This window comes from Pseudomonas sp. H3_A02 (assembly GCF_054671965.1).
Genome location: NZ_CP162807.1, coordinates 2039816 through 2065889, shown reverse-complemented (window position 1 = coordinate 2065889; position 26074 = coordinate 2039816). Strand labels below are relative to the sequence as shown.

At 58.5% G+C, this 26074-nt stretch carries 19 protein-coding genes; 5 read left to right on the top strand and 14 right to left on the bottom strand.

Going from position 1 to position 26074, the window contains the following annotated elements:
- Nucleotides 1-633 precede the first annotated feature (633 nt).
- The 5 genes from AB4N80_RS08985 to AB4N80_RS08965 all read left to right on the top strand — a co-directional run bounded on the left by AB4N80_RS08985 (nt 634) and on the right by AB4N80_RS08965 (nt 6152).
- Entirely contained in the window at nt 634-2643 is a 2010-nt protein-coding gene (locus AB4N80_RS08985; RefSeq protein ID WP_460096094.1) for an N-6 DNA methylase, read from the top strand.
- Between the two features lie 64 nt (nt 2644-2707).
- Nucleotides 2708-4096: a restriction endonuclease subunit S domain-containing protein gene (locus AB4N80_RS08980; RefSeq protein WP_460081598.1), complete on the top strand. Its 1389-nt coding sequence runs from the start codon at nt 2708-2710 to the stop codon at nt 4094-4096.
- Entirely contained in the window at nt 4096-4887 is a 792-nt protein-coding gene (locus AB4N80_RS08975; protein WP_460081595.1) for a hypothetical protein, read from the top strand. The genes AB4N80_RS08980 and AB4N80_RS08975 overlap by 1 nt, the downstream gene beginning before the upstream one ends.
- Nucleotides 4888-5241: 354 nt before the next feature.
- Nucleotides 5242-5748 carry a winged helix-turn-helix domain-containing protein gene (locus AB4N80_RS08970; protein WP_460081593.1) on the top strand — a complete coding sequence of 169 codons (507 nt, stop codon included), beginning with the start codon at nt 5242-5244 and terminating at the stop codon, nt 5746-5748.
- An 8-nt stretch (nt 5749-5756) separates the two neighbouring features.
- Entirely contained in the window at nt 5757-6152 is a 396-nt protein-coding gene (locus tag AB4N80_RS08965) for a restriction endonuclease (protein ID WP_460081590.1), read from the top strand.
- A 167-nt stretch (nt 6153-6319) separates the two neighbouring features.
- On the opposite strand, the gene AB4N80_RS08960 is transcribed toward AB4N80_RS08965, so the two are convergent.
- The 14 genes from AB4N80_RS08960 to AB4N80_RS08895 all read right to left on the bottom strand — a co-directional run bounded on the left by AB4N80_RS08960 (nt 6320) and on the right by AB4N80_RS08895 (nt 25976).
- Nucleotides 6320-6679: a DUF6124 family protein gene (locus AB4N80_RS08960; RefSeq protein WP_460081587.1), complete on the bottom strand. Its 360-nt coding sequence runs from the start codon at nt 6677-6679 to the stop codon at nt 6320-6322.
- A gap of 594 nt (nt 6680-7273) precedes the next feature.
- Nucleotides 7274-8548, bottom strand: a complete 1275-nt coding sequence (locus AB4N80_RS08955; RefSeq protein WP_460081584.1) for a glycoside hydrolase family 68 protein — start codon at nt 8546-8548, stop codon at nt 7274-7276.
- Nucleotides 8549-9171: 623 nt separating this feature from the next.
- Nucleotides 9172-10164 carry a hypothetical protein gene (locus AB4N80_RS08950; RefSeq protein WP_122565013.1) on the bottom strand — a complete coding sequence of 331 codons (993 nt, stop codon included), beginning with the start codon at nt 10162-10164 and terminating at the stop codon, nt 9172-9174.
- Nucleotides 10165-10392: 228 nt separating this feature from the next.
- The gene (locus AB4N80_RS08945; RefSeq protein ID WP_460081581.1) at nt 10393-11805 is read right to left on the bottom strand and encodes an aldehyde dehydrogenase family protein; all 1413 of its coding nucleotides are present in this window, start codon (nt 11803-11805) and stop codon (nt 10393-10395) included.
- The gene (locus AB4N80_RS08940) at nt 11802-12860 is read right to left on the bottom strand and encodes a homoserine dehydrogenase (RefSeq protein WP_460081578.1); all 1059 of its coding nucleotides are present in this window, start codon (nt 12858-12860) and stop codon (nt 11802-11804) included. Before AB4N80_RS08940 ends, AB4N80_RS08945 begins: the two co-directional genes overlap by 4 nt.
- 513 nt (nt 12861-13373) lie before the next feature.
- Nucleotides 13374-13811 (bottom strand): Lrp/AsnC family transcriptional regulator, encoded by a 438-nt coding sequence (locus AB4N80_RS08935; RefSeq protein ID WP_003205952.1) that lies wholly within the window; start codon nt 13809-13811, stop codon nt 13374-13376.
- Between the two features lie 11 nt (nt 13812-13822).
- Nucleotides 13823-15187 carry a threonine synthase gene (thrC, locus tag AB4N80_RS08930; RefSeq protein ID WP_460081575.1) on the bottom strand — a complete coding sequence of 455 codons (1365 nt, stop codon included), beginning with the start codon at nt 15185-15187 and terminating at the stop codon, nt 13823-13825.
- Nucleotides 15188-15217: 30 nt separating this feature from the next.
- Nucleotides 15218-16102: a LysR substrate-binding domain-containing protein gene (locus AB4N80_RS08925; RefSeq protein WP_460081572.1), complete on the bottom strand. Its 885-nt coding sequence runs from the start codon at nt 16100-16102 to the stop codon at nt 15218-15220.
- 59 nt (nt 16103-16161) lie between these two features.
- Nucleotides 16162-17592, bottom strand: coding sequence for an amino acid permease (locus AB4N80_RS08920; RefSeq protein ID WP_431080845.1), 1431 nt, complete (start codon nt 17590-17592; stop codon nt 16162-16164).
- A gap of 134 nt (nt 17593-17726) precedes the next feature.
- Entirely contained in the window at nt 17727-18980 is a 1254-nt protein-coding gene (locus AB4N80_RS08915) for a cystathionine gamma-synthase family protein (protein WP_460081568.1), read from the bottom strand.
- Between the two features lie 521 nt (nt 18981-19501).
- Entirely contained in the window at nt 19502-19900 is a 399-nt protein-coding gene (locus AB4N80_RS08910) for a hypothetical protein (RefSeq protein WP_460081565.1), read from the bottom strand.
- A gap of 233 nt (nt 19901-20133) precedes the next feature.
- A complete protein-coding gene (locus tag AB4N80_RS08905; RefSeq protein ID WP_460081563.1) occupies nt 20134-20430 on the bottom strand; it encodes a hypothetical protein in 297 nt (98 codons plus the stop codon).
- Between the two features lie 91 nt (nt 20431-20521).
- Entirely contained in the window at nt 20522-25381 is a 4860-nt protein-coding gene (locus AB4N80_RS08900; protein WP_460090517.1) for an RHS repeat-associated core domain-containing protein, read from the bottom strand.
- Between the two features lie 136 nt (nt 25382-25517).
- Entirely contained in the window at nt 25518-25976 is a 459-nt protein-coding gene (locus AB4N80_RS08895; protein WP_460081561.1) for a GNAT family N-acetyltransferase, read from the bottom strand.
- Nucleotides 25977-26074: the final 98 nt, after the last annotated feature.

Genomic DNA, 26074 nt, shown 5'->3' with positions numbered 1-26074 from the left:
GATGTACGTTTTGAAGGCTGGTAAGGTTTGTCAAAAACGAGCTGAATCAGTCAACGAGAAGCCGGCCATAAGCCGGCTTTTTAATGCCTGGAAACCGCGCAAAAATAAAGGCCAAAAAACGCACCTTTTGGCCCACACCAAAACGTCGAGTTAGCCTCCGCTACCTCGACTCATTTCTGTGACATAAAAATCTGCGTCGCAGCAGCTCTAGTGCATAGCTCCACCAGTTTGACTATTAATGTGATCGTACTGACCACGTACAGCAATGTGGGCGGCAGCGTCCGCATGCGAACGCACGACAAAGCTCGTGATACTGGTCCCGTGGTGGTGCTCTAGTCCCGCAACATCGAGACGTGGCTGACCGGTGGATTACGTTGTGCGGGATCATCAGTGCACTCAGAGGTCACACCGACATGCAAGGTTTTGCGGAACACCTTCTGACATGGGGCTTGCTCGGGGCTGATGACGCCCGTCGCGGCAAGACTGCCGATCGCTCGACGTTAAGATTCGCGTAGTATGTCGACCCACAAACCATTACAGCTTTAGGTTCAACGGCGGGCGGCCGTCATCCTGAATATCAAGCCCTCATGTAAGTGGCCTGCCAGCATCAAGAAAACCAGGGATAAAGATACAATGAGTAAAATTTCCGCTGAGTTCAACGAGTTCGTTCTATTTTCCGAAGACGAGGCCCACGCACTTGATGCTCGCGTGGTAATGAGAGAGAGCCGAGGAAAGCAGGTGCCCTACGTGGCATGCCTCGTCCGCGACAAGGAGGTGCAACTTAAATCAGAGGAACGTACCCGCCAACTCTGGCTTGCTCGTCTGATCAATAAGTTCGGCTATTCCCGGTCGCGCATCGCTATCGAATATCCGATCACCTTCGGGCGGGACAGTTCCAAGCGGGCCGACATAGTGGTTTTTGACGCTGACCGTCCGACGGTTCCTTACATCATTATCGAAGTAAAACAGGCCAAGTATAAAGACGGTAAGGAGCAGCTCAGGTCCTACGCCCACGCGACCGGCGCCCCCCTTGCGGTGTGGAGCGACGGCATTTTGGCAGAGGTCTGGCATCGCAAGAACCCTAACTATTTCATGCCGATCCATGAGCTGCCCCGTGCGGATCAAACCATCGAACAGGTCGTCGATCAGCCGTGGACTATTCAGACCCTTATCGATCTTGAAGACGAGCGGGTGAAGGAAGGCAAGTTTGCCCGATCCCTGCGAGACTTGATCGAGGACATGGAAGACGAGGTGCTGGCTAACGCTGGTGTCGATGTCTTCGAGGAAGTATTCAAGCTTATCTTCACGAAGCTCTATGATGAGATGACCTCGCACCGGCTGGGTAATGCCCTCCGGTTTCGCAACCAGAATACCGCCGCTCAGCTCAAGACCGCGATTCAGAACTTGTTTGATAACGCCAAACTGAAATGGCCGGGGGTATTTCTCTCAGATGAACGAATCCGTCTTTCGCCCGATCACCTCCAAGTCTGCGTCGGGTCGCTCGAAGAATGGAAGCTGTTCAACTCCAACCTTGACGTGATCGATGATGCCTTTGAATACTTGGTTTCCAAATCATCAAAAGGTGAGAAGGGCCAGTATTTCACTCCGCGCTGGGTGATCGACATGTGCGTCAAGATGATGAACCCGAAAGAGGGCGAGACGGTGATCGACACCGCCTGCGGCTCGGCAGGGTTCACTGTGCACAGCATGTTCCACGTCTGGCGGCAGATCGTGCGGGCGATGGGACTCGAAGAAAGCCATCTCTTCACTATGGACGCTAAGCCACCACGCTGCATCGACTATGTGCGCGATAACGTGTTCGCCATCGACTTCGACGAGAAAAGCGTCCGCGTCTCGCGCTGCCTAAATTTAATCGCTGGAGACGGCGAAACGAACGTCCTGCACTTGAATACGCTTGACTGGACCAAGTGGGACGAGACGACGAAGCAGGACGACTGGCAGGATAGCTATGGCGATGGCTGGCGGCGGCTACGTAAGCTACGCGAACATCCACGCCAAAGCGACTACCGCAATTTCAGCTTCGATGTGCTGATGGCGAATCCGCCATTCGCCGGGGATATCAAGCAGTCCGACATGCTGTCACCCTATGAATTGGCCCATAAGAAAAACGGCAAGCTGGAACGCGCTGTTGCCCGTGACCTGTTATTCATAGAGCGCAACCTTGACTTCCTAAAACCCGGTGGGCGCATGGCGGTTGTACTGCCTCAGGGGCGGTTCAACAACTCGTCCGACCAACAACTGCGCGAGTTCATCATGGACCGCTGCCGCATCCTTGCCGTGGTCGGGCTGCACCCGAACACCTTCAAACCGCACACTGGCACCAAGACCAGCGTTCTGTTCGTTCAGAAATGGAATGACGATGAACGCGCGGGGCCGCTGTGCCGGAATGTTAAGGACTACAACATCTTCTTTGCTACGCAGCAGGTGGAAAGCGTCGACAACTCAGGGCGCAAAGTCTATTGCAAGAACGCCGACGGCACATTCATGCGCGATACGCACGGCCATTTCGTCGTATCACATGATCTTTTCAATCACGATGGGCTGACCCAGGACGGGATCGCCGAAGCATTCGATGAGTTCGCCCGCAAAGAGGGTCTCAGTTTTTTCGGGACGCCCCTTTGACCAAGACCGCTTGAGCGGTCTGTTGAAGGGGCTTGAGGTTTCAGTTCTCCGAAAGAGTGAAGCCTTGGACGAAAACAAGACGAAGCGAATTGATCCCGAGTTTTTTGTCAAAGCGGCGGTAGAGGCGTTCCGCCGTCTAAAAGATGAACCCCGGCTGGGCGATTTTGTGAAAGACGGATACCGGGTCGTTTACGAAACTACGAAAGTGGTTGAACGAGAAGAAGGGCTGGCGATTGGTCTCCCCTATTTCTTACAGAGTGCTGATATAACTACCCCATTCATTAACACTGAGCGCATGGTGTGCGTGCCCGAGGCTGACTGGGAGCGATACCCAAAGGGAAGGATTAAAGCTGGCGAACTATTGATTGAAGTTAAAGGTAAAGCTGAAAAGGTCGCTGTTGTTCCTGACGACTTTCCTGCCAGAACGCTGGTTACAGGAACCTGCTATAAGCTAACGACCTACCACCAATGGCAGCGCTCATTACTCATTGCACATTTAATCGGACGTTACGGAACAATACTTAAAGATCGACTCAAAACCAATCTTCTGGTCGCATACATCGCAAAGGATGACTTGTATCGCATTCCCGTTCCGAACTTAGGTTCGGACCTTGCTGGTCGAGTTCACAACCTCGTCCAGGCGTCTCTTGGCAGGAGGGGCGAAATTCTTAAGGCACAAGATAGTGCGTCGTCAGTCCTGCTTACAGCCCTTGGCCTAGCCGATTGGGCCCCGCCCGAACCTCTCGCCTACACCGCCCGCGCGGTGAATGTCTTCACCTCGGGTAGATTTGACGCCCAGTATTTCATGCCCGCGAAGGAGCAAGTGCGACAATCTCTAGCAACGCTACCCGGTCAGCCTCTGTCGGAACGGGTGGACAGCATCCGCGATCAGTGGATGCCCGACCTCGCACCGCCAACTATGCGTGTCCGCAACTATGACGTGACTGACGCACTAGTTCCTCTGCTGGATGCCGAAAAGGAGATCAGTTTCGCCGCCGAAATCGGCAGTATGAAGAAGGTGATTAAAGACGGCGACGTTGCAATTTCGCGCCTTCGCGCCTACCTGAAACAGGCCGCGGTAGTGCGAACTGGCGATGACATACCTTCAGTTGGGTCGTCGGAATTCATAGTGCTGCGGTTAAAGGGCACGACGATTTCTCCCGAAACGCTGATGGTCTTCCTGCGCTCGGCCCCAGTGCAAACCATCCTGAAATGGTGTCAGGACGGATCGCAGCACCCCCGGTTCAATGAAAGCGAGCTGCTATCAATTCCGGTTCCCGACGCAGTGGAGCGCGTGTCGGATCAAATCACAAAAATCGTACAGGAAGGTTTTACTGCTCGCCTAGGCGCCCGAAAAATGCTGGAGGCGGCCAAACGCGCCGTCGAAATTGCGATTGAAAAAGGAGAGCCTGCTGCCATGATCTACCTCGACCAAGCAGAGAGGGCGATCTGATGGCGTTGCCTCCTCACGCTACCGACTGGATGAACCGCGCTGAAATCGACTACATCGGCCCATTCGTCAAAGCTTGGGCAGCCTTCAACGCTTGGTTCCGTCATGCCTCTGCGCAACAGCAGGAGCGGGCTATGCTGGATTGGGTGAAGAGACAGCCGAACCCTGTTCGTCGAGGCGTCCTTGCTCTGCTGCGCAGTGACAACGACACCGCTGAGGCGCAGTCAGTGAAACTAGCAATCTCGGATCTACAAATCCGCCTGGACGGCATCCATTTCGAGGTGACACGGAGGGGGGTAAACGAGCAGATATCACTACGCAGCGTCTGTATCGCCCCCAGGCACTTCAATCGCGAACGGATCGAGCGTAGCGGACAGGAATACAAAGCAGAGAAAATCGCTGGCGGCAGCATCCAGATCACCGTGGCATCGGTTCGCAATGGGAACGTGAAGCTCCAGCACGTACAGGCACAATATGACCCAAACGCGGTCTATGGGTTGCCCGACTTCAGCGCGAATTTGTCTGAGTCGCAACAGACGACCCTGCGCCAGTTCTATGACGGCTGCAACCCCCGCCCCATGCGTGACCTGCTGCGCGGAGGAGCCGACCGCCTGCAGATCGGCGCAATGGAGTTTCAATGCACCCCGGACGAACTACTCTCCGGGTTGGTGGAAACGATCTATGCAATGCGAAATGCCCTTCTGCACGGAGAGGTAGACCCGGATCCTAGAGTACTTGCTTGTTACGAACCGGCCTATCGCATCGTAATGATGTTCCTTGGCTGCGTGAGGTAAAACCTCGAATGCAGTGCATCAGCGTCATTTATGTTGGCCGGTACGATGCTATCGCGGGCAAGCAGCAACGCTGCCTCGAGAGAGTAATTGTGCAAGAAGTACTTGCACAACTCTCTGTTGGAGCTCCTGACAAGCCTACCCCGCCGCTAGAGCTCGGGCCCCAGCACAATTGGCAGTTCGAAAATTTTCCGACAATCACTGTCCTCAGTCCCAAGACAGAGGACAGTGACGTCAAGCTCCCCCTCGCCCTGTCCAAATAACGCCGGCTCACTATTAGGGTGAAGGTCTGGGAGCACGACAACCAGGATCCGCACCTGCTTTAATACGCCCCGGCAACTGAACAGGAAGTTATCTATGCCCATCCCTGATTTCCAGAGCGTCATGCGACCGATACTGGCCACCGTCGCCGACAATACTCCGCTAGCTCTAAGCGAACTACGTGAGCGCATCGCTAACGAGTTTCAGCTCAGCGAGGAGGAACGCAGCGAACGCCTGCCTTCCGGCAAGCAAACAGTCATTAACAATCGAGTCGGTTGGGCGCGAACCTATCTGAATAAGGCGGGGCTGCTGAGCATTCCGGCAAAGGGACTGGTGCAAATCACTGAACGCGGTCGAGAGGCGCTGAACAGCGGGCCGGCACGTATTACCGTTAGGTGGCTCAAGCAATACCCTGAATTCGCCGCGTTCCATACGACCAGTCCCGCCGATGACCCAGCGTTAGCCTTGCAGAGCGAACCGGTCGAACAAGCTACTCCCGACGAGCAACTGGCCGCAGCACACCAGGCGCTGACGCAATCTCTGGCGGATGAACTGCTGGCCCTGGTGCGTGCAGCTTCACCAACTTTTTCGAGCAACTGGTAGTCGATCTGATGATCGCCATGGGCTACGGTGGCTCACGCAAGGAAGCAGGTCGAGCGACGCAACAAACCAACGACGACGGCATCGACGGCATCATCAAGGAAGACAAGCTCGGCCTGGACGTCATCTACCTGCAAGCCAAGCGCTGGACCAATACCGTACACCGCCCGGAAATCGATAAGTTCATCGGCGCCCTCACCCGCCAACGAGCCCGTAAGGGTGTGTTCATTACCACTTCGGACTTTTCCAATGGAGCCTGCGAGGCCGCCATGAGCCTGGATATCAAAGTGGTTTTGATCGATGGACTGGAGCTGGCGCGGCTGATGGTCGAAAACAATCTCGGCTGCAACGTAAAACAGGTTTACGAAGTGAAGCACTTGGATAGCGATTACTTCGTGGAAGATTGACCCAGCTGGCTTGCTGCTCACCGCCCCCACTGATGTCTGCTGACGTGGACAATTGTCCAATAGGTTGTTGGACAATTTTGCGCTCGTCGTTTCGGGTCTCTCGGGATACAAAAAAGGTCTTGCCGAGCAAGACCTTTTTTCATACCAGGGGTAAGCGCGGCCCCTTGTTACCTCACCTCAACAATATCCAAAGCCCGATTCGCCAACAGTTCACTCACCTCAATCACCTGCAAAATCCCCAACGCAAAATGCCGTCGTGATCCCTCAAGACCAAACGCCAAATCACTGATCATGGCATTCGCCGAAGCCAGGTTTTCACTGAGATTGGCAAGCAGACATTCCGAATCAACATCCGGTGCGATACAGAAGATGGTGTTGGGTTTGTCAGACGTTTCGCTCTTCGGCGTAGGCTTCAGGTAGTAATCCAACGCCCGATTGGCAGCATCATCAAGCTTATTGTTACGAGCAGACTGAGCGCGAGATACATGCTCATCTGCGGTCGGAGGGTTCGGTGTAATTTTTGCCATCGACTTAGGTTCCTTAAGTGATGCTGCAACCACCTCGCGACTAAACGAGAGGGCGGCAGCTGTGCGCAGGTTAGTCGACCGGTGAACCTAAGAATCCCGGCGCGCCCGAGGGCGCCCTGCGCACAGCCACCATCAATACAGGAACAGCACAGCCTGTCCGACGGGACTTGGTACGCCTTAGGTTGAGACGGGCGACTAAACCCGATCACTGATGCTCAGTGACAGGATTCAAACTACCGACGCCCTCCAAGACGCACAAGCCGGCGGATTCTGGCGTAGTTGTAGGCAATGGCGCAAGGCGATGTCGGTCGTGGCTGGTCTCGTGGAGTCACGATAAACAGCTGTCTGGAATGTTGCTGATGCACCGCTATCGCGAGCAAGCTCGCTCCCACAGAGGTGCTTGTGTACATATGTCGAAGGGGAATGCATCGCGACCGGCTGCATCCTTGCAGCCAGTCGCGAAGAGGGTTACGACGCGTTGTTCAATGGGGCTTGCGAGCAATGTCGCAATGAATCAGGCGGGATATCTCGATCATATCCGCAACGGTTTTGTCATCGACCGCAAACCCGCTGCCTGAAACCCCGGCGTTGCTGTTACTTGAGGGTGACGTCGAGCATCGGCGGGATGTAACCGTAGTCGTACTCGGCCACCACGAACGTCTGCTGCCCTTTTATTTTCATGCCCACCGTGGGTGCCTCGGTGCCGCCCACCCGAATCTGCGTGCCGGTTTCGTCGGTCGGTACGCTGTCGATGAAGGAGGTCACCAGGCCGTTTGGCATTACATAGTGCGAGTAGGTCTGGAATGGCTGGGAGGACGGGTTGCCCAGCACCAGGCCGGAACCATTCAGCGGCACGTAAGGGCCGAACAGCGAGTCCGCGACGAAACCGTACACGCCGTCCGGGCCGGTTACACCGTCGGCATAGGTGAAGGTATGGCTAATCGTGAACAGGTAGTACTTGCCATCCTGGAACACGAAGTGCGGGCGCTCGGTCTGGTCGTTTACGCCCACGGCGGTCAGCAGTGGCGGCAACATTTCCCAGTCGTCACCGTCCGCGTCGCGGGCCACGGCGATGCCGACACAGGCAGTTTGGAAGCGCGAGTTACCGACATCTTCATAACCCGGTGGCACGTCGCCGATTTCTGCCTCGCCCACTTTGTGCGAGCCGCGCTCACCGGCCACGTTGCCCTCGAACAGCATGTAGAGCTTGCCGTCTTTCGGGTCGCGGAAAGGCCATGGGTCGCGGAAACCCCAGAACGCGTTTTGTGCTTCGGTCTGGTACATGTTGCCGTCGGCCTCGAACAGCGGCTTGACCTTCTCGAAGCCGACCATGCTGACACCGTGTTCAGTGGTCACCACCCGACCGCGCACCTTGACGATGGTCGCGCCCGGGGTGACGGCGGTGTAATACAGGTCCACTTCGCCTCGGTCGTTCAACAGGATCGGCGTACCGGCCCATTCGCGAGCGGTCGGCGAAACCCCTTCGGCCATCACACGGCCGCCGAATTCCCAGTTCTTGCCGGTACGAGAAAACCAGTAGTACATCTTTGCCCGACCGTGACGGTCGTTCCAATCGCGGAGGATGTCGTAGTTACCGTCCTCGTCGAGGTACTGCGGGTCGTTTGGATGACGATCGGCCGTCAGGGTGAAGATCACCGACCAGCCATCGACGGACGTCACGTTACCGTCCAAGTCGCGCAGGGGCATGGTGTCCCAGATGAACACGTCGTTGTTCAGTACCGGGAAATCCGCGCGGACCAGCGGCTGAGTGGTGGTGGGGTCATCTGCCCGGACTTTCAACGCGTCAGCGCGGGTCCAGAGGCTGGGTTGATGGGGGGTTACACCGAATTTTTCAGTGGTGTTTTTCATAGGTTATTGCCTCGTCCATGAATGGATTCAAATAAATAGCGATCTAGAAATACTGTATGTGCATACAGTGAAACCACCTTATAGAGACTCATGCATGTGGGTCAAGCAAAAAAATGCATTTGTGCATATTTTGGTTTTTTGTCGTAGCTGATACGTTTCAGCTTCGGACGTTTGCAGAAGTTCATTCCTTGGGAGATCGGCGACGTTGGCTGCACGCTCGGTGCAGTGAACGTTACTCAGTGAAAAGCGTGCGTAACGGGGCAACGGGCGGAAGCAGTGCATAGAGGGATCGGTCAACTGAGCCAGCGCGTTCTGCGCGAAGGCCAATGCAAGGTGGGGGAGCCACACGGGGTTTAGATTTGTCGCCGTCGGCGGCATGAAGGGAAGCGGGTCGTCGTGAGCAGTTTGCGAGGGGGTGAGTCAGCGGTTTTGATGTTGGCTGGTATAGCGCTATCGCGAGCGAGCTCGCTCCCACAGTGGGGGGTGCGGAATGTCTGTTGTGGCGGTGGTCAGTTGTTTTGATGGAGATGACTGCGAACGCTCAGTCACTCAATACCCGGGCAAGCGCGGCTCTGGCTTTCACATCCACTGCAGATTTTTCGGCGGGCGGGGTCAGGCTCGGTCTAGGCAGTCGCGCAAATAAAACTCCTGGCGCGACCGGCTTCAACACCCAACAAGCCTATTTCGGTTTCATCAATGGCTTGGAGTTGAACCAGGTTCATGCCTTCGCGCCGGTAAACTGCACTGTCCTCTGAATCCGCATGAACCACGTACCCCCCAGGCTTTACGCCTACACGAGTTTCATCGAGAGCAATACTGGCCGAGACCAGGATATGGAAATCCAGGACGTTGTTCTTATGCAAAACCGTCGCGCCAATGAAATGTTCTGCGCATATTTCCAAAGCCATCTGCAGCCCATGGACCGCAGGGGTTTCCCGATAGCTGCCCGGCATGAATATCTTGTTTTCCCAGAACTGCGCGTCATTCAGCTCTTCCAACCCATCGTTTCCGATATTGGGGTAACGTTTATGCTGGTAAAAAACGTTTCCATTCCAAATGATGAAGCCTGTGTTTCTAACGATTCCGTCGCCGGCTTTTGAACCTTCTGCGATCCGCTCCTTCGTAGCCGTTGCATAATCGCCATAAACCCCTTTATTCATGCGGTCCCACCCCGGGATTTCATTCACGACCGCATCCATTTCCACACCATATTTTGCCTTGTTGATATTTCTGGCCTGCCCCCACGATTTCAACTGCTGGGTTTCCCTTTTCCGCATCCTGGAGTCTGGGCGCTGCATTGACTTGAACCAAAGCGTCGTGCCTGGGACGAATATCAGCCATGGATTTCTGTTTGAAATATCTGCCAATGTTGCCCGGATGATTTCTTTTTCTTCCTCCGAAATAAACGAGGTAGGCATTTCCTTGGAGAAAAGATACTCGGGGGCGACGACAAGGCAATAATTCAGCTTATGTTGATCGACATGTTTGGCGAAGGCAGTTCTCGCCATGTACAGCAAAGCCCCGATTCTAAGCTGTATGCAGAGAAGGCTGTTCTCGACGGGGATTCTTAATCTGCGTGTATCGAATTCCCAAACCACCACCAGTAAGTTCGGCATCCTTTCCTCCCGCCTGGCTGCTGAGCGGTGCCGCAAGCCGGGTTGGCCGCATTCGTGTGAGAAGGCACTTGGCGCATATTCCAGGAAAATTCAGCTTAGATGAGCCTGGACGATTTGGCCGACAGCCCCGGAAAAATATTTGTGGAACGCAAGAATCGAGGCTCTTTTGGATGCCGAAAAAAAAATCGGGCAGGTGACCAACCTGCCCGATGCCAACGACCTGACCCATCAACCCAGCGTATTCAGGCACACCACCTTCGGCTGGGTCATTTCCTCATAGGCAAACCGCACCCCTTCCCTGCCCAAACTGCCGTACTTGGACCCGCCAAACGGCATCGCATCAAAGCGGAAGTCCGACGAGTCATTGATCATCACGCCTCCCGCTTCGATTCGCCGTGCAGCGCTCATCGCCGCGCTGAGGTCGTTGGTGAAAATCCCGGCGTGAAGCGCGTATTCAGGTTCGTTCGCCAACGCGATGGCCTCATCAAACGTGTCGAACGGCTGCAACACCACCACCGGCGCAAAGGCTTCATTGCGCCAGAGTCGGCTGGAATGATCGACGTTTTCCAGCACGGTAGCCGCGTAGCAGGTGCCTTGGCGGCGGTGTCCGCAGAGTAAGGTGGCGCCTTGTTGCAGGGCTTCGTTGACCACCTGTTCGGCGTTTTGCGCGGCTTGTTGGGTGATCATCGGACCGATGTCGGTGTTGGCGAGCAGTGGGTTGCCGACCACCAGGGCTTGGGCCTGGTTGACGAAGCGTTCGCGGAAGGCGGCGTAGATGGGTGCGTGGATGAGCAGGCGTTGGGTGCCGATGCAGTTTTGCCCGGCGGCCCAGAAGGCGCCGGAGACGCAGCTGTCGACGGCGGCGTCGAGGTTGCAGTCGGCCATGACGATGACTGGGGCGTTGCCGCCAAGGTCCATGGCGAGTTTTTTCAGGCCGGCGCTGCGGGCGATTTTTTCGCCGGTGACGAAGCCGCCGGTGAAGGAGATCATTCGTACGTCGCGGGCGGCGACCAGGGCTTTGCCCAGTTCGGCGCCGCCGGTGGCGACGGTGACCACGGTTTGTGGCAGGCCGGCGGCGACCAAGTACGACACCAGTTTGAGAGCCGACAACGGCGCCAGTTCGGACGGTTTGAGGATCACCGCGTTGCCGCCAGCGATGGCCGGGCCGAGTTTGTGGGCGACCAGGTTCAGCGGGTCGTTGTAGGGGGTGATGGCGACGATCAGGCCCAGGGGTTCGCGGGTGAACCAGCCCTGGCGCGATTCGGCGCCTTCGTAGGCGTCGAACGGTACGATTTCGCCGGCGTTGCGCTTGGCTTCTTCGGCGGAGAGCTTGAGGGTATTGACACAGCGTTTGACTTCTTTTTCGGCCTGTTTGAGGGTCTTGCCGGCTTCGTCGACGATCAGCCGGGCGAAGGCTTTGGCGTCGCGTTCGATGTTCAGTGCCGCGTGTTCGAGGATGCTGGCGCGGCGATGACGCGGGAGGGCGGCACAGGCGCGTGCGCCACTGCGGCCGGTCTCGAGCAGGTGTGGGACTTCTGAGGCGCACACGTCGGCGACGCTGCCGACGACGCTGCCGTCAAACGGGTTGAGGACTTCGATGTGCGGTTCGACGACCGCCAGGGCCAGGCGCGATACGTTCACTGGTTGTGCTCCTGTTTACGGGTTGCCGATTGGTGGATGTGGATGATGTCCGAGAGCAGTGCGAAGGCGGTTTCGGTGCGGCCTGCGCCCGGACCGGAGACGGTGACGGCGCCGAGCAGTTCGCTGGTGAACGACACGGCGTTGGTAGCGCCGCTGATGCTCGCCAGTGGGTGGTCGTTGCTCAGCAGGCGCGGTTCGACGCTGGCATTGATGGAGCCGTCGGCATTGCGGGTGGCGGCGCCGATGAGTTTCCAGCGTGCGTCGTTTTGCCGGGCTTTTTCGATATCGGCGAGGCTGAGGGAGGCGATGCCGTTGCAGGTGACGTCGTTGACGGTGAGTTTGGCGTCCAGCAGTTCGTTGGCGAGGATGACGACCTTGAGGCGCACGTCATAGCCTGCGACGTCTGCCGTTGGGTCGGCTTCGGCGTAGCCCAGGGCTTGGGCCTGGCTGACGGCTTCGGCGAACCCGAGGCCGCCTTCCATACAGGTGAGGACGAAGTTGGAGGTGCCGTTGAGGATGCCTTCGAAGCCGGTGATCGAGCTGCCGGCCAGGGACTGTTTGGCGAGGCGAATGACGGGGGTGCCGCTCATGACCGAACCTTCGTATTCGAAGGCGACGTTGTTGCGCTGGGCCAGGGCTTTGAGCTCGGCGCCGTGCAGGGCGATGGGGCCTTTGTTGGTGGTGACCACGTGTTTGCCGCGCTCCAGGGCCCAGCGGCAGAACGAGGTGGCGGGCTCGCCGTCCACCGGGTTGGTGAAGGTGGCTTCGGCGATGATGTCGGCGCCGCAGTCTTTGATCACCGCTTCATTGAGGGCATCGACGGTGCCGCCGGGCAGTTGAGCCATGGCGCCTTTGGTGGTGGGCAGTTTGGCCAGCAATGCGGCGTCGAGGCCGTGGCGGTCCATCACCGAACCGAGGAACAGGTCGGTCACGCCGACGATTTTCAGGGTGAAGCCGAGTTCGGTTTTCCACTGCTGGTTGCGCTCGGCAATCAGTTGAGCCAATGCCCGGTTCACACCGCCGAAGCCGACTAGAGCTAGTTTGTATTCAGTCATTTTTGTTATGTCCTTGATCCGGGTGATTGGGTTGTTGGGATCTAGGTTAGGGGGGTGGGGTTGGCAGTGAAATATGGCAATTTGCTCTATTTCTTGGGCGTTTTGACCAGGGGGTGGGCAAAGCGGTAGGGGTGGGGAAAGCCCAATAGGATCGACTGGCCGAACACGTTCCCCTGTGGGAGCGAGCCTGCTCGCGATGGGGCCAGGTCAGGCAACATTGATGTCGACTGGTGTACCGCTATCGCGAGCAAGCTCGCTCCCACAGGTTTTTTCAGTGTTTGGTTCATTGATGTCAGGGCATGCATCTGCTTGGCTGACACACCGCCAACCGCTCTTGTGGCGAGGGAGCTTGCTCCCGCTGGGCTGCGCAGCGGCCCCAAATCATGCAGCGCGGTGGGCCAGGTTGATTGAGGGGTGACCAGGTTGGGGCTGCTTCGCAGCCCAGCGGGAGCAAGCTCCCTCGCCACACAAGCTCCTTCTCCACAAGGGTCTCTGCTTAGAGGGATAGCGTGCCTAGACCACCGACGACAACACAAACGACGTCACGGTATTCTCCACCCCCGGCAACGCGGAGATCTCCTTCCAAACCTTATGCACCCGCTCCGGATTCGCCGCGCCGACCCGTAGCATCAAATCGAACTCGCCACTCATCACATCGCACTGCAGCACTTCCGGCATGGCCTGCAACGCCTGCAACACCTCGGCGCCGCGCATGCGGTCGTAGCGGTAGACGAAGATCACGGCGTTGATGTTCGACGACGCGTGCGCGCCCTCCCCGGTGCGCACCGTGTAGCCCTGGATCGCGCCGTCGCGTTCGAGGCGTTCGATGCGTTGGCGTACGGCGTTGCGCGAGAGGTTGACCTTGGCTGCCAGTTCGGCGTGGGCGGCGCGGGCGTTGAGGCGCAGTTCGGCGATGATGCGTTCGTCGAGGGGATCGAGGATTCGCTTCATGGAGCCTCCGGTTACAGGGTGCCGAGCAGTTGATGGAGGGCCGCTAGGTCGTCCGGCTGGATGCGATAAATGTGCGCCGGGCCATGCTCGGACATCGGACGTTTTTGCGCTGCCACGGGGATCCCCAACTCACCGAGCAACACCGCCGATTTAACAGGCGATATCTCGCCCAAGGTCACCATCGGCGCCACCAAACTGCGCCGGTACAAGCGCGCCGCGAGCACGCCGGTGGCGGTGTGTGGGTCGATGATGTAACCGGTGTCGCGATACAGCGAGGTGATTTCCTCCAACGTCTGTTCATCGCTGACCGCGTACGAGTCGATGATCATCCGCGCCTGCAACCAGAACTCGTTGGCGATGGTCATTTCGCCGTGGGTTTCGAAGGTGTGCATCAGCGCGCTCACGGCTTGATCATAGTGCCCATAGAGCTCCCAGAGAAACCGTTCCAGGTTGGAAAAAATCGACAAATCCATGGCCGGCGACAGGGTCTTGCTGGCGCGCAATCGCGAGTAGTGGTTCTTCAAAAAGAACTGATGCAGCGCGTCATTCTGGTTGGTGGCGACGATCATCTGCGTGATCGGCAAGCCCATCTTCTGCGCGATGTAGCCGGCATAGACTTCGGCAAAACTCGCCGCCGGCACGCTGAAGCCAATGGGCCGCTGCCCGCCGCCGAGTTGCAGCACCGCGTGGAAATAAAACACCAACTGCGCCATGACGCTGACCCAGTTGCTGGAGTTGAAACTGATCGCCTCATGCTGGCGGAACAGTTGGGTGACCAAGGTCTGGCATTCATCGAAACTGCCATCGACGGCCACTTGATGAACCCGCGGATGCGCCGTCGCTTGCAGGTCTTGAAGCTGGTCTTGCGGTACGCCGGCCTCGGGATAAATCACCACCACGTCGGTCTCGTCGCAGTGCTTGAAGGCCTCGATGGCGGCCAGGCCCGTGTCGCCGTTGGTGACGCCGATCACCACGGCGCGACGCCCGCGTTTGCGCAGGAAGTACTGCACCAGTCGCGCCTGCAACTGCGCGGCAAAATCTTTCGAAGAACGGGTCGGCCCATGGAACAATTCCAGCACCCATTCGTTGCGATCCACCTGATGCAACGGCGCCAGGGAGCGATGGCTGAACTGGCTGCCGGCCTCCTTGAGCACCCGTTTGAAATCGGCCTCGGGAATCGCCTCACCCACGAACGGACGCATCACTCGATAGGCCAGTTCGTCGTAGGACAAGGTCGACCAGTTGGCGATGTCCTGGGGCTCGAACTGCGGCAGTTCGACGGGGACGAACAGCCCGCCGTCCTCGGCGATGGCCGACAGCACGACTTTTTCGAAATCGACCTGCACGGCGGAATTTCGGGTACTCACATAGCGCATGGTCAACTCCGCAAACTCATATAAAACAGTTCATTTGAAACGATGCGCCTGCTCCACCAGCCAGGTGGAAAACCGCGCCGCGTCCGGGTGTTGCTCGGCCCCGGAACTGCGCACCAGGTAGAACGATTCGCTGGCTTCGATGCGCTGGGCGAAGGGTTCGACCAGGCGCCCATCGCCGAGCATGTCACTGACCATCGACGACCGCGCCAGGGCGATGCCCTGCCCCAGTTCAGCCATGCGCAGGGTGCAGACCAGCGTGTCGAACTGCATGCCGGTCGAGGAATCCACCGAGTCGGCACCGACCATGTTCAGCCAGTAACCCCAGCCCTCTTCGTAGCCCAGCACATGCAGCAATGGATGCTTGGCCACATCCGCCGGCACTTTCAGCGTCGCCATCAAGGCCGGCGAGCACACTGGGAACAAGGTGTCCCAGGTCAGACGCTGCGACACCAGGCCCGGCCATTGGCCGTGGCCCCAGCGAATTTCCATGTCGTCTTCACCGTCCAGCTCCTTGACCCAGATGTTGCTGATGTAGCGGATGTCGACGTGGGGATGCGCCTGGCGAAAATCCACCAGTTTCGGCGCCAGCCAGTGCACAAAAAACGCCAGGCTGCCGCGCACCTTGATTGGCCGGCGTTTGTGCTGGCCAAAGATTTCGTTGGTGCCCACCGCCAGTCGCGTGATCGCGTCCTGCACCACCGGCAGGTAGGCCTGGCCCTCTTCCGTAAGGCCCAAGCCGCGGGGCAAGCGCTTGAACAGCGCCACCCCCAGGTGGCTTTCCAATTGGCGGATCTGCTGGCTGACCGCGCCCTGGGTCAAAAACAGTTCGTCGGCGGCGTGGGTGAAGTTCAGGCAGCGGGCCGACACTTCGAACGCCCGCAGCCAGTTCAAGGGGGGCAACGTTTTTTGCTTCATGATCTGGACCTCGTTGACCCCCACGCACCGGGCACGTTTGCCCGCCCCGTCGACGCGGCTTAGAACGCGTCGGACGGTTGTGCCACAAGGGCGACCGACAAGCGTCGCTCGCGGCTTTTGCGGGTAATGTAATACACGAAGTAACACCAGGCGATGAAGGGCAAGCCGAAGTACAGCGCCACCCGTTGTTCCGGATCGAAGGCGATCCCGACACACGCCAGGCTGCAGCACACCAGCGCCCCCAGCGGCACCCACGGATAACCGCGAACGCGGAACTTGAGGTTGCGAATGTCGCCGCCGTTGGCCACGTAGTGACGACGGAAAGCGATCTGGCTCGCGGCGATGCTCATCCACACCACCACCACGGCCAGGCCGGAAATCGACACCAGCGCCAGGTAGATGGTGTCGGCGGCAAACACGCTGCTGAGCAACGAGGCGGCGCCGCCGGCCATGCTGACGATGATCGCGTTGAGCGGCGTGCCCATGCGGGTCAGGGCCGAGAATTGCTTGGGCAGGTGGCCTTGGTCGCTGAGGGTCCAAAGCATGCGCGAGGCGGCGTACAAGCCGGAGTTGGCCGCCGACAACAGGGCGGTGATGATCACGAAGTTCATGATGTCGGCGGAGTACGGAATGCCGATGTAGGTGAACACCGTGACGAACGGGCTCTCCACCAGGCCGGCTTGCTCGCGGGGCAACAAAGTCGCCAGGACAAAAATGGTCCCGACGAAAAACACCGCCAGGCGCAGTACCGTGGTGCGGATGGCGCGTGGCACATTGCGTTGCGGGTCCTTGGTTTCACCGGCGGCGATGCCGATCAGTTCGGTGCCGGAGAATGCGAAGGACACCGCCAGCAGCGTCATCGCGATGGGCATGAAGCCGGTAGGAAACAGTCCCTCGCGGGTGAAGTTGCTCAAGCCGATGCTGTGGGCCTGATCAATGTTCAACAGGCCGAGAATCGCGCCACCGCCGATCAGCAGGAACACCACCACGGTCAGCACTTTGATCAACGACAGCCAGAACTCGGTCTCGGCGAACAAACGCACCGACACCACGTTGGTGAGGAACACCACGCCGGCGAACAGCGCGCTCCAGATCCACACCGGCGTGTCGGGGAACCATCGGGTCATGAGGATGCCGGCGGCGGTGAATTCGGAACCGATGGCCACCGTCCACGTCAGCCAATACAACCAGGCCACGGTGTAACCGGTGCCCGGCCCGAGAAAGCGCGTGGCGTAGGTGCTGAACGAACCGGTTTCCGGCATCTGCACCGCCAGCTCACCGAGGCACATCATCACCATGTAGACCATGAGCGCGCCAATGATGTAGGCGATCACCGCGCCCATGGGGCCGGCCTGGTTGACGGTGTAGCCGGAGGTCAGGAACAGGCCGGTACCGATCACGCCGCCCAAGGCGAGCATGACGATATGGCGCGTCTGCATTTCCTGCTTGAAGCCGGCCCGCGTACTCGTTTGTTGTTCTGTTATGGACATGGTTGTTCTCATGAAATGTCAGGGCGCACATCTACGTCTGCGCGAGTAAGACAAGCGCCACTGAGCTTTTATTATTATTCCTATTCATGAACGCCCCATTCACAGCCTTGTTATGGGGTACCAACTTTCAAACTTCAGTTTGCGGTCTCGATGTGGACTTCATTGAGCTGCGGATTGAGGGTCTTTTTGACGAAGGCGAAGGCCTGTTTCAGATCGTCCAGTAGATCGTCCGTGTCTTCGATGCCGACCGAAACCCGCACCAGGCCTTCGGAGATGCCCAGGGCCAGGCGTTCTTCCAAGGTGTTCTCGACATGGCTGGTGGTGCGGGCCGGGCCGTAGATGGTTTCCACTGCGCCCAGGTTGCCGGCGCAATGGGCGAAGCGCAGGCGTGGCAGGAGCAGCTTGACCGTGTCCATGCCGCCGACCAGGACAAAACTGACGATGGCGCCGAAGCCGGACATCTGCGCGCAGGCCACGGCGTGGTTCGGGTGACTGGCCAAGCCGGGATAATTCACCGCCTCCACCAGCGGTTCGGTGCAAAGGAATTCGGCCAGGGCCCGGGCGCTGTGTTGCTGCTGGCGCATGCGCAGCGCCAGGGTCTTCATGCCACGGATGATCAGGTAGGCCGAGAACGGGTCGAGGCTCGCGCCGTTGATTTCCCGGTAATGCCGCACCTGGGCCATCAAGGCTTCGCTGCCGCACACCAGGCCACCGAGCACATCGCCATGGCCGCTGAGGAACTTGGTCGCGCTGTGAATCACCACGTCCACCCCCAAGGCCAGCGGGCTCTGGTTCAGCGGCGTGGCGAAGGTATTGTCCGCCACCACCACGGCGCCAACACGCTTGGCCGCCGCCACCAGGCGCGGGATGTCGAGGATTTTCAGGGTCGGGTTGGTGGGGGTTTCCAGGTACAGCACCTGGCAACCCTTGGCGATTTCACGCTCGAGGTCGTCGTGATCGAAGGTCTCGCACAAGGTCACCGCCACGCCGGTGCGCGGCAGGAATTCTTCGAAGATCTTGTTGGTGCCGCCGTAACTGTCCTTGGTCGACACCACGCGATCGCCGTGGGCCAGGAAGGTGTAGAGCACGCTGCTGATCGCCGCCATGCCACTGCTGAAGGCCACGGCGGACTCAGCCATTTCCAACTCTCGGATCTTGGCTTCGAGGGTCTCGACGGTGGGGTTGCTCATACGGCTGTAGATAAAGCCCGGGGCCTTGCCCAAGGCGACGTCGTACCAGACGTCGATGTCGTCGTAACCATACGCGGCACTGGCCACGATGGGAGTTTGCGTGGCGTTGTAGGGGTGCCTGACTTGCTCCCCACCCCAAACCGCCCGGGTTCCCGCGCCGGCATTATCAAGCCCTGTGCTGTCAGGTTTATTGTTCATTGAGGCTACTCACACTGAGGGGGTGGACGTTGAGCCATCCACCGGATCTGAGGGCCAATATAGGGAAAAGCCGGGCGGCCGAGAAACGATGTTATCGGTGCCAAAGGGGTGGTTTTTTTAATGGCTGAGGGCGAAGCCGCGACATCCAAGCCACTGATAAACCTGTGGGAGCGAGCTTGCTCGCGATGGCGTCGGGTCAGTTACATTGATAGTGGCTGACACTCCGTTATCGCGAGCAAGCTCGCTCCCACAGTGGAGTTGTGGTGGCATCGGGAATGCGTGAGCGCCTGTTCTACAGGCGACCGTTGACTTAAAGGCTGTGTGAATCATCGTGGCGAGGGAGCTTGCTCCCGCTCGGCTGCGCAGCAGTCGTAAACCTACCCGGCCACCGCGTTGAATGGCTTTGGGGCTGCTGCGCAGCCCAGCGGGAGCAAGCTCCCTCGCCACAGGTTCAGCATTTTTTCAGACGTCCAGGGGCTTTCGATCAACACCCAAGACACTGATGAACCTGTGGGAGCAAATCACGAACCAGCGCCCAAAGACTGCAACCAGCGCTGATGATAGTCAGCCTGCTCTGTAATATCGTTGGTTAAGTCCTTATCTTCAAAATCAAAAATATTGACTATGTCATCTTTACCTGCCGACTCTCCCCAATGAACCTCGTAAGCAACTACGCCGCCAGCCATTTGTGAGGACATCCGCGAGGGGTACACATTTATTTTGGCTCCCTTGCATAAAAACTTTACATCCGGAAAGTCTTTCCTAACCATTCCCAAGCACAAATACAAATCCACCGCGGTGTAGCTTCTTTCTATCCCATCCGGCATCATTACGCTCATCTCCGTATTTTTTCGATCACACTTAAAGATCGCCTTATTAATGACGACATCAATTTCAATTGCCACTTCTCTAGAAGTCACACCACCACCTGTCAAAATTGGATATTGAGTGTCCTACATAGGATCCATATTTTCGATAACTCCCACACTCCTGCGTGGGAATGTCGCCAGGGACGCTCCGTTTCTAGATGTGACGTAGAGCGTCACGGGATGCATTCCCACCGGGAAGTGGGAACGTCGAATGAGTAGCCTGATTCCGATAATATCTTCCGCCCTCATCCGGCCAAGAATAGCAATCTCATATTCGTTAGCTATTACAAACGAGACTCAACCCACTCATTAAAAAAAACTTCTTGCTCACCCGGATCTTTTGCCAAATTAATATCATCGTAGTCAAATATATAAACAATATCATCGAGTGATGGAGTGATACCCATGCTCAGTTCATATGCCTTCAGCCCAAGCGACATCTGTGCAGACATTCCAGACGGATGAACATTTTTCTTAGCACCCTTACAAAAGAAAATCACATCCGGATTATCTCGCCTAAGACTCGCAAAACATTTATAGAAGTTACCTCCCGAATATGTTCTATCAACACCATCTGCCACAGAAAAAGTTATTGCGATTCTCTTGGAATCGCACACAAGACAAGTTTTTTCCCTTCCCCCCCCCTAGAGATATACACCTCCACCGTAGAAATCATTTTTTTATTCTCCTGTTAGGGTTAGGTATGGAATAGCCAAACTCTTTCCCATTATCAAGTATCAAGGTTGCGCCAAGCACATCTTCATTCTTAATACGACCTGGAATTGCAATTTCTTTTTCAGCCCCAAACAAATATGCGCCCCCTAGCTCTTTTTGCAAATCGTGCCCTGGAATTTTTTGCAACGTGTATAAATACCCTATTTTAGTGTACTCACCGGTAGCAAACCTCTTCCCCACATCTCTTGAGTAGGAGGTACTAATGTAATAACTAGGAGGCGAGTCACTATCCATAGAATGCAAGAACAAATTTTTGCTTTTACCTTTGCTTTTAAAGCCATGTTCAAAAACGTCTTCGGGATTTCGCTCATCACCACGATATAAGAAATCCTCCTCTTTTTTAGGAGTAGGTAGTTTAGGTTCCGTTTGATCAACAGCTACCTTACCCGCCGGATCCTGCTCCCCAACCGCCGGCCTACATCCACCCTTCCCCGGACAATCCACCAACCCCAACGGATCCACCCACCCCGTCGGGTTCAGGGTGTACCGGTACCCATTGAGCCCACCCACCAACTTGCTCGGATCGGGCGTCAGATAGCGACCGGTCTCGGGATTGTAGTAGCGGTGGCGGTTGTAGTGCAGGCCGCTTTCCGGGTCGAAGTATTGGCCCTGGAAGCGCAGCGGTTGTTCCAGCTGTTCGCCGCCGCCGTGCTGGAGTTCGGTGAGTTGGCCGTAACCGTTGTAGCGAGCCGACCAGACGACCTGGCCGCTGTGGGTGGTGAGTTCCTGGGGCGTGCCCAGGTGGTCGAGGTGGTAGTAGAACGGCGTGGCTTTTTCCGGGCCTTCGCCATCGAGCATCGCCAGCGGGCGGAAGGTGCCGGGTTCGTAGACGTAGCTGCGGTGGTGGCGCGGGCTGTTTTCGGCAACGACCTGGTCGCCCTGCCAGAAAAACTCCGTGGTCAGGCCATCCACGGTCTTGCTGATGCGTCGGCCGAAGACGTCGTAGCGGTAGGAGGTTTCGCGGCCATCGGCCGTGGTGACGCCGATCAGGCGGTGCTGGCTGTCGTAGCGATAGGCGCTGACCAGGGCCTGGCCGCGGCGTTCGCGGATCAGGTTGCCGAAGGCGTCGTAGTCGTAGTGGCGGTCGCCCTCCTTCAGCAGGCGGTTGCCCTTGAGGGTGGTCGGGCCGGGGCGGTCCTGCATCAGCAGGTTGCCGGCCGGGTCGTGGCAGAAGTGCTCCGGCGGTTCGCTGTGGGAAAAATCGATGCGGGTCAGGCGATCCAGCGGGTCGTACTGGTAGCTGCGGCGGCTTCGGTTGTCGGAAAGGGTCTGCAGGTTGCCCTTGGCGCTGTAGGCATAATCGCGCCAGAACAGTTGCTGCTGTTGGCTCTGCCACACGGTCTGGGCCTTGAGGCGGCCCTGTTCGTCGTAGTCGTAGTCACTGAGCAGCCGGCCTTGCTGGCGTTGCCGTTCGCGTCCGCCGACAAAGCGGTGTTCGGTCAGGCGTGAGCCGTTGAGGTCGATGGCGGTCAGTGCGCCACCCGGGGCATGGTGGTAGTCGAGTTGGCTGTCGTCCGGCAGGCGCAGGTGATTGAGGCGTCCGCAAGCGTCGTAGCGATAACGCAGGGTGCCCCAGCCCTGGTGCTCGCAGACCAGCCGATCCTGGGCGTCGTACTCGAAGGCCAGCGGATGATTGCTGCCGTCGTTGACGTGGACCAGCCGGCCCAGTTCGTCGTAGCGGTATTCGACGGCCTGGCCGTCGGGCAAGGTCTTGACCCGCAGCCGCCCGGCCGCGTCGCGCTGGTACTGGGTGAGCCGTTGCGAACCGTCCTCGCCGTGCTCGGTTTTTTCCAGCAGGTGGCCATTGAGATCATAGGCGTAGGCGGTGCGTTGGCCGTCGAAGCCGACTTGCTGTCGGATCAAGCCGTTGGGCGTGTAGTCCAGCTGATATTTTTCGCCGGATTCGTTTTCGATTTCGGTCAGCAACAGCCGCGCCGAGTCGTAGCGGTATTTCAGCTCGCTGCCGTCGGGGTTCAGGCGGCGGCTGACCAGGTGCAGGTCGTCGGCGTATTCGTAGCGGGTCAGACGGCCCTGTTCATCGCGTTCGGCGGTGACCTTGCCGTAGGCGTTGTAGCGCCAGGTCCGGGTGGCACCGTTGGGCAAGGTCACCTGCAGCAGGCGGCCGACGGCGTCCCATTGGTAGTGCGTGAGCGCGCCGTGTTCGTCCTGGCGGCTGAGTAAACGCCCCAGGGCGTCGTAGGAAAAACACCGGCGACTGCCGTCGGGCAGGATCTCTTCGGTCAGTTGGCTCAGGCGACTCCAGGTGAAGCGATGTTCGCCGCCGTCCGGGTCATACGTCGCCAGCAGTTGCCCGTGGGCGTCGTAGGCATATTCCGTGCGCTGGCCGTCCGGGTCGATGAGGACGATCACGTCCCCCCGGGCATTGCGCCGGTAGCGCCACACGGCCTTGCCGCGCGCACGGGTGTGCAGGAAACCGTTGCGGTATTCGTAGGACGTCGGCGTCTCGTCCGGGGGAAGCAGCGCCACCAGCCGTCCGACGTCGTCGTAGCGGTATTCGGTCACGGCGCCCAGCGGGTCCTGCTCGGCGATCAAGCGACCTTGTTCGTCGTAGGCCTTGAGGTGCTCGCCGCCGTCGGGCTCGACCTTGCGCACCAGCCGCGCCCGGTCGTCGTGGACATACACCTCCTGGCTGCCATCCAGGTGCCGGACCGTGACGCTGCCGTCTTCGCCCCAGGTGTAGCGGGTGTCCATCTGCGCAAACGAGGCCCAGTGCCGTACGCAGCGGGACGCCGGTCCGCCCCCTTGCCATTCCCAATAAAAACTCGCCCCACCGGCCAGTTGTCGCTGGAGGATGACGTGTTGGTCGTCGTAGTCGTAGCGTTCGCTTTCACCGGCGGCATTGGTCGCTTCGATCAGTCGGAAACGTCCGTCGTAGCGGTAGGACACCAGCGTCTGTTCGGTCCGCCAGGCTTCGTCGAGGGTGATAGCGGGATGGAAGCTCTGGTAATCGACGGCGATCAGGTGGCGCTGCTCGTAACGCAGGCGCAGGGCGCGCCCGGCGCCGTTGTCCAGGCGGCAGATGTCGCCATGGATGTTGCGCTGGAGGGTCAGGCGGTTGTCGTAGCGGTCGCTGAGGGCGCTCAGGTGGCCGTCGCGAAAGTGCAGGAATGCTGCGTTTTCGCCGGGTTGGGCAACGATCAGTTCGTCCGGCTCAGTGCCCAGGTAGATCGCCGCGCGGGCCAGGCTGTTGTGGATCGCCGGACGCTGGGTGCTGGGCAGTGGAAAGGTCGTGCGGCGGTTTTCCTGGTCGACCCAGGTGACCTGCTCGCCGTCGAGTTCCAGGCGATGGGCCAGGGCATGGCTCCAGCCACGCCCGAGGCCGACGTCCAGGTCAGCGGCGCTGGTGCGGTACAAACGGGTGAAGACGAACGGCAAGCGGCCATCGAGGGTGCCATCGTCGAGGGTCAGCAGTTCTTCGCCGGTGACCATCGACACCGGACAGCCGCTGGTCTGGGTCTGAGCCGCAGTGTCGGCGCTGTCGCCGTTGGGATTTTTCGATTGGGATGGGGCGTCGTCGTGGGGTTCGTATTTGCTTAGCTGGGTGGCCCCTTGAGACTTTTCCCGTGCCACAGCGGCCGGATTGCTGACGGACAGTGGTGCAGAGTGCTCAGGGGTGATGTGCAAAGGTCCGACAGGCGTCGGTTTTAAAGCCGCGCGCTGGCTGATGACCAACGGTTTGAGCACATCGGCATGCTGATTGAACCGGTCGGGGGCGAGTTGGCCCAATCTCAGGCTCGACGCCAGCAACCACTCCCGGGCCCTCTCCGAGCGGACCCGGCCCAGCACGTTACCGCTCATGCGCAGACCCAGGCCCAGCCCCCCGGTCAAACGCATCAGCAGGAAATTGATCAGTACCGAAGCGCGCAACTCTGCGACGACTTCAGCCAGGTACTGGGGCGGCAGCATCCGCAGCCAACTGGCGAAAGCCGCCATGTGGACGAAGAGCAACGGCTCGTCGCTCAATATCATCAACCCTTTGGCGATCGCCTCGGAGGACGCCTTCAGTAACTGTTCAAGCTCAGCTTGAGTCAGGTACTCCAACAGCTTTTCGCTGTTGGCTTGCAGGTCGGCCAGCAGCCCGAAAACCTGTTTTACGTCATCCCATAGCTGATGCAGGGCCTTCTCGAAGCCGTGCCAATCAGCCTGCTGCAACACGCCGTAGCGTTCGAGAAAGCCGGCGTCGGCAAACTCCGTCCATAGCGGTTGAAACTGCTCCCACTCCTCTTTCAGCCAGCCCTCAAGTTCGTCGATCACGCCTTGGTAAGACGCGTACAACGCCTTGACGTGAGCGGCCGTTACATGGGGAAAAAAGGTGATGCGATAACGCTGGCCCCGCCAACACTCACGGACTTCCAGGATGCCGCTGGGGCCGATCACGTGATGGATCGGCTCGCCGAACGTTTCCTGCCCCGGCGCGCCACCGGTGACCGGTTCCAGCATCACCGGCGTGTCGCCAATCGGCACGAAGCGCGCCGCCTGGAACATGTGCACCAGCGTCAGCGGCCCCTCCGCCGGGCAGGCCACCACCGTGGCGCTGATGGGTTTATCAAGGTTTTTCGGCGCCGCCAGGGACACCTCGTTGCCGACCTTGAACACTTGCTCAAGATCCAACGCCCAACCGGTCCAGAAGCTTTCAGCCCAGGCATCGTAGTCGTTCAGGCAGGTTCGAAAATCCTGGAAAACCGCATCGACATCCGGCTGCTCGGGGTCCATGGCCGCCACCACCAGCAAGCCAATGGTGTTGTTCAGGGCCAGGAGTTTGTCGGGGGCAAACATGCAGGAATCTCGCGGTGCGGGGACGAACGCGAGACTTTGCCGGGGATGACAGGGGAATTAAGTCAGGGGAAGGGGACGAAGGACGTAGGGCGATTCGCTAAATTTTAAACGCTTGGCGTGGGAGTCCCATCGATGGCTATAAACACCGCGCCATCAGCCATTGCTCTTCCCCCCAAGCCTCAAAGCGCTCCAACACGTCCCAACCCAGCTTGGCGTAATAATCACGTTGGCTGTGGGTGTGCAGGAACAAGGTGATGATTCCAGCCTCTCGCGTATGACTGCAGATGCCTTCGATCAACTGCGCCGCAAGCCCTCTGCGTCGAGCCTCTGGGGTGATGAACACACACGCCAGCCATGGGCCCAGCGCTGGCTGGTCAGGCAGGTCGTGGCTGGCCAGTGAAGCGCCGCCGAGCAACTGCTCGTGTTCCATGGCGATCAGGCACTTCCAACGGCCATCGTGCTGCCCCGCAGCGAATTCCTGCTGCCAACTGGCGAGGGATTGCTGAGCGAACTCATAACTGAACTCACGATGGAGCCACTCGGCCATCTGGTCGCTTTTATCCATGTGGTTAGTGAGCCAATCCATTTGCAACATTTGAAACACTCCTTGTATTTAGTCAGCCGGCTGCTGACCCGCTTTGCTCGAAAGAAGACACCCGCGAGCAGGGTCCGTTAACCCGTTTATGATCCGAG

Coding starts and splice junctions, on each gene's coding strand:
- AB4N80_RS08970 (WP_460081593.1), top strand. CDS start 5,242: ATGCCCATCCCTGATTTCCAGAGCGTCATGCGACCGATACTGGCCACC.
- AB4N80_RS08975 (WP_460081595.1), top strand. CDS start 4,096: ATGGCGTTGCCTCCTCACGCTACCGACTGGATGAACCGCGCTGAAATC.
- AB4N80_RS08940 (WP_460081578.1), bottom strand. CDS start 12,860: ATGACTGAATACAAACTAGCTCTAGTCGGCTTCGGCGGTGTGAACCGG.
- AB4N80_RS08925 (WP_460081572.1), bottom strand. CDS start 16,102: ATGAAGCAAAAAACGTTGCCCCCCTTGAACTGGCTGCGGGCGTTCGAA.
- AB4N80_RS08985 (WP_460096094.1), top strand. CDS start 634: ATGAGTAAAATTTCCGCTGAGTTCAACGAGTTCGTTCTATTTTCCGAA.
- AB4N80_RS08900 (WP_460090517.1), bottom strand. CDS start 25,381: ATGTTTGCCCCCGACAAACTCCTGGCCCTGAACAACACCATTGGCTTG.
- AB4N80_RS08960 (WP_460081587.1), bottom strand. CDS start 6,679: ATGGCAAAAATTACACCGAACCCTCCGACCGCAGATGAGCATGTATCT.
- thrC (WP_460081575.1), bottom strand. CDS start 15,187: ATGCGCTATGTGAGTACCCGAAATTCCGCCGTGCAGGTCGATTTCGAA.
- AB4N80_RS08935 (WP_003205952.1), bottom strand. CDS start 13,811: ATGAAGCGAATCCTCGATCCCCTCGACGAACGCATCATCGCCGAACTG.
- AB4N80_RS08955 (WP_460081584.1), bottom strand. CDS start 8,548: ATGAAAAACACCACTGAAAAATTCGGTGTAACCCCCCATCAACCCAGC.
- AB4N80_RS08915 (WP_460081568.1), bottom strand. CDS start 18,980: ATGAACAATAAACCTGACAGCACAGGGCTTGATAATGCCGGCGCGGGA.
- AB4N80_RS08920 (WP_431080845.1), bottom strand. CDS start 17,592: ATGTCCATAACAGAACAACAAACGAGTACGCGGGCCGGCTTCAAGCAG.
- AB4N80_RS08965 (WP_460081590.1), top strand. CDS start 5,757: ATGATCGCCATGGGCTACGGTGGCTCACGCAAGGAAGCAGGTCGAGCG.
- AB4N80_RS08950 (WP_122565013.1), bottom strand. CDS start 10,164: ATGCCGAACTTACTGGTGGTGGTTTGGGAATTCGATACACGCAGATTA.
- AB4N80_RS08895 (WP_460081561.1), bottom strand. CDS start 25,976: ATGTTGCAAATGGATTGGCTCACTAACCACATGGATAAAAGCGACCAG.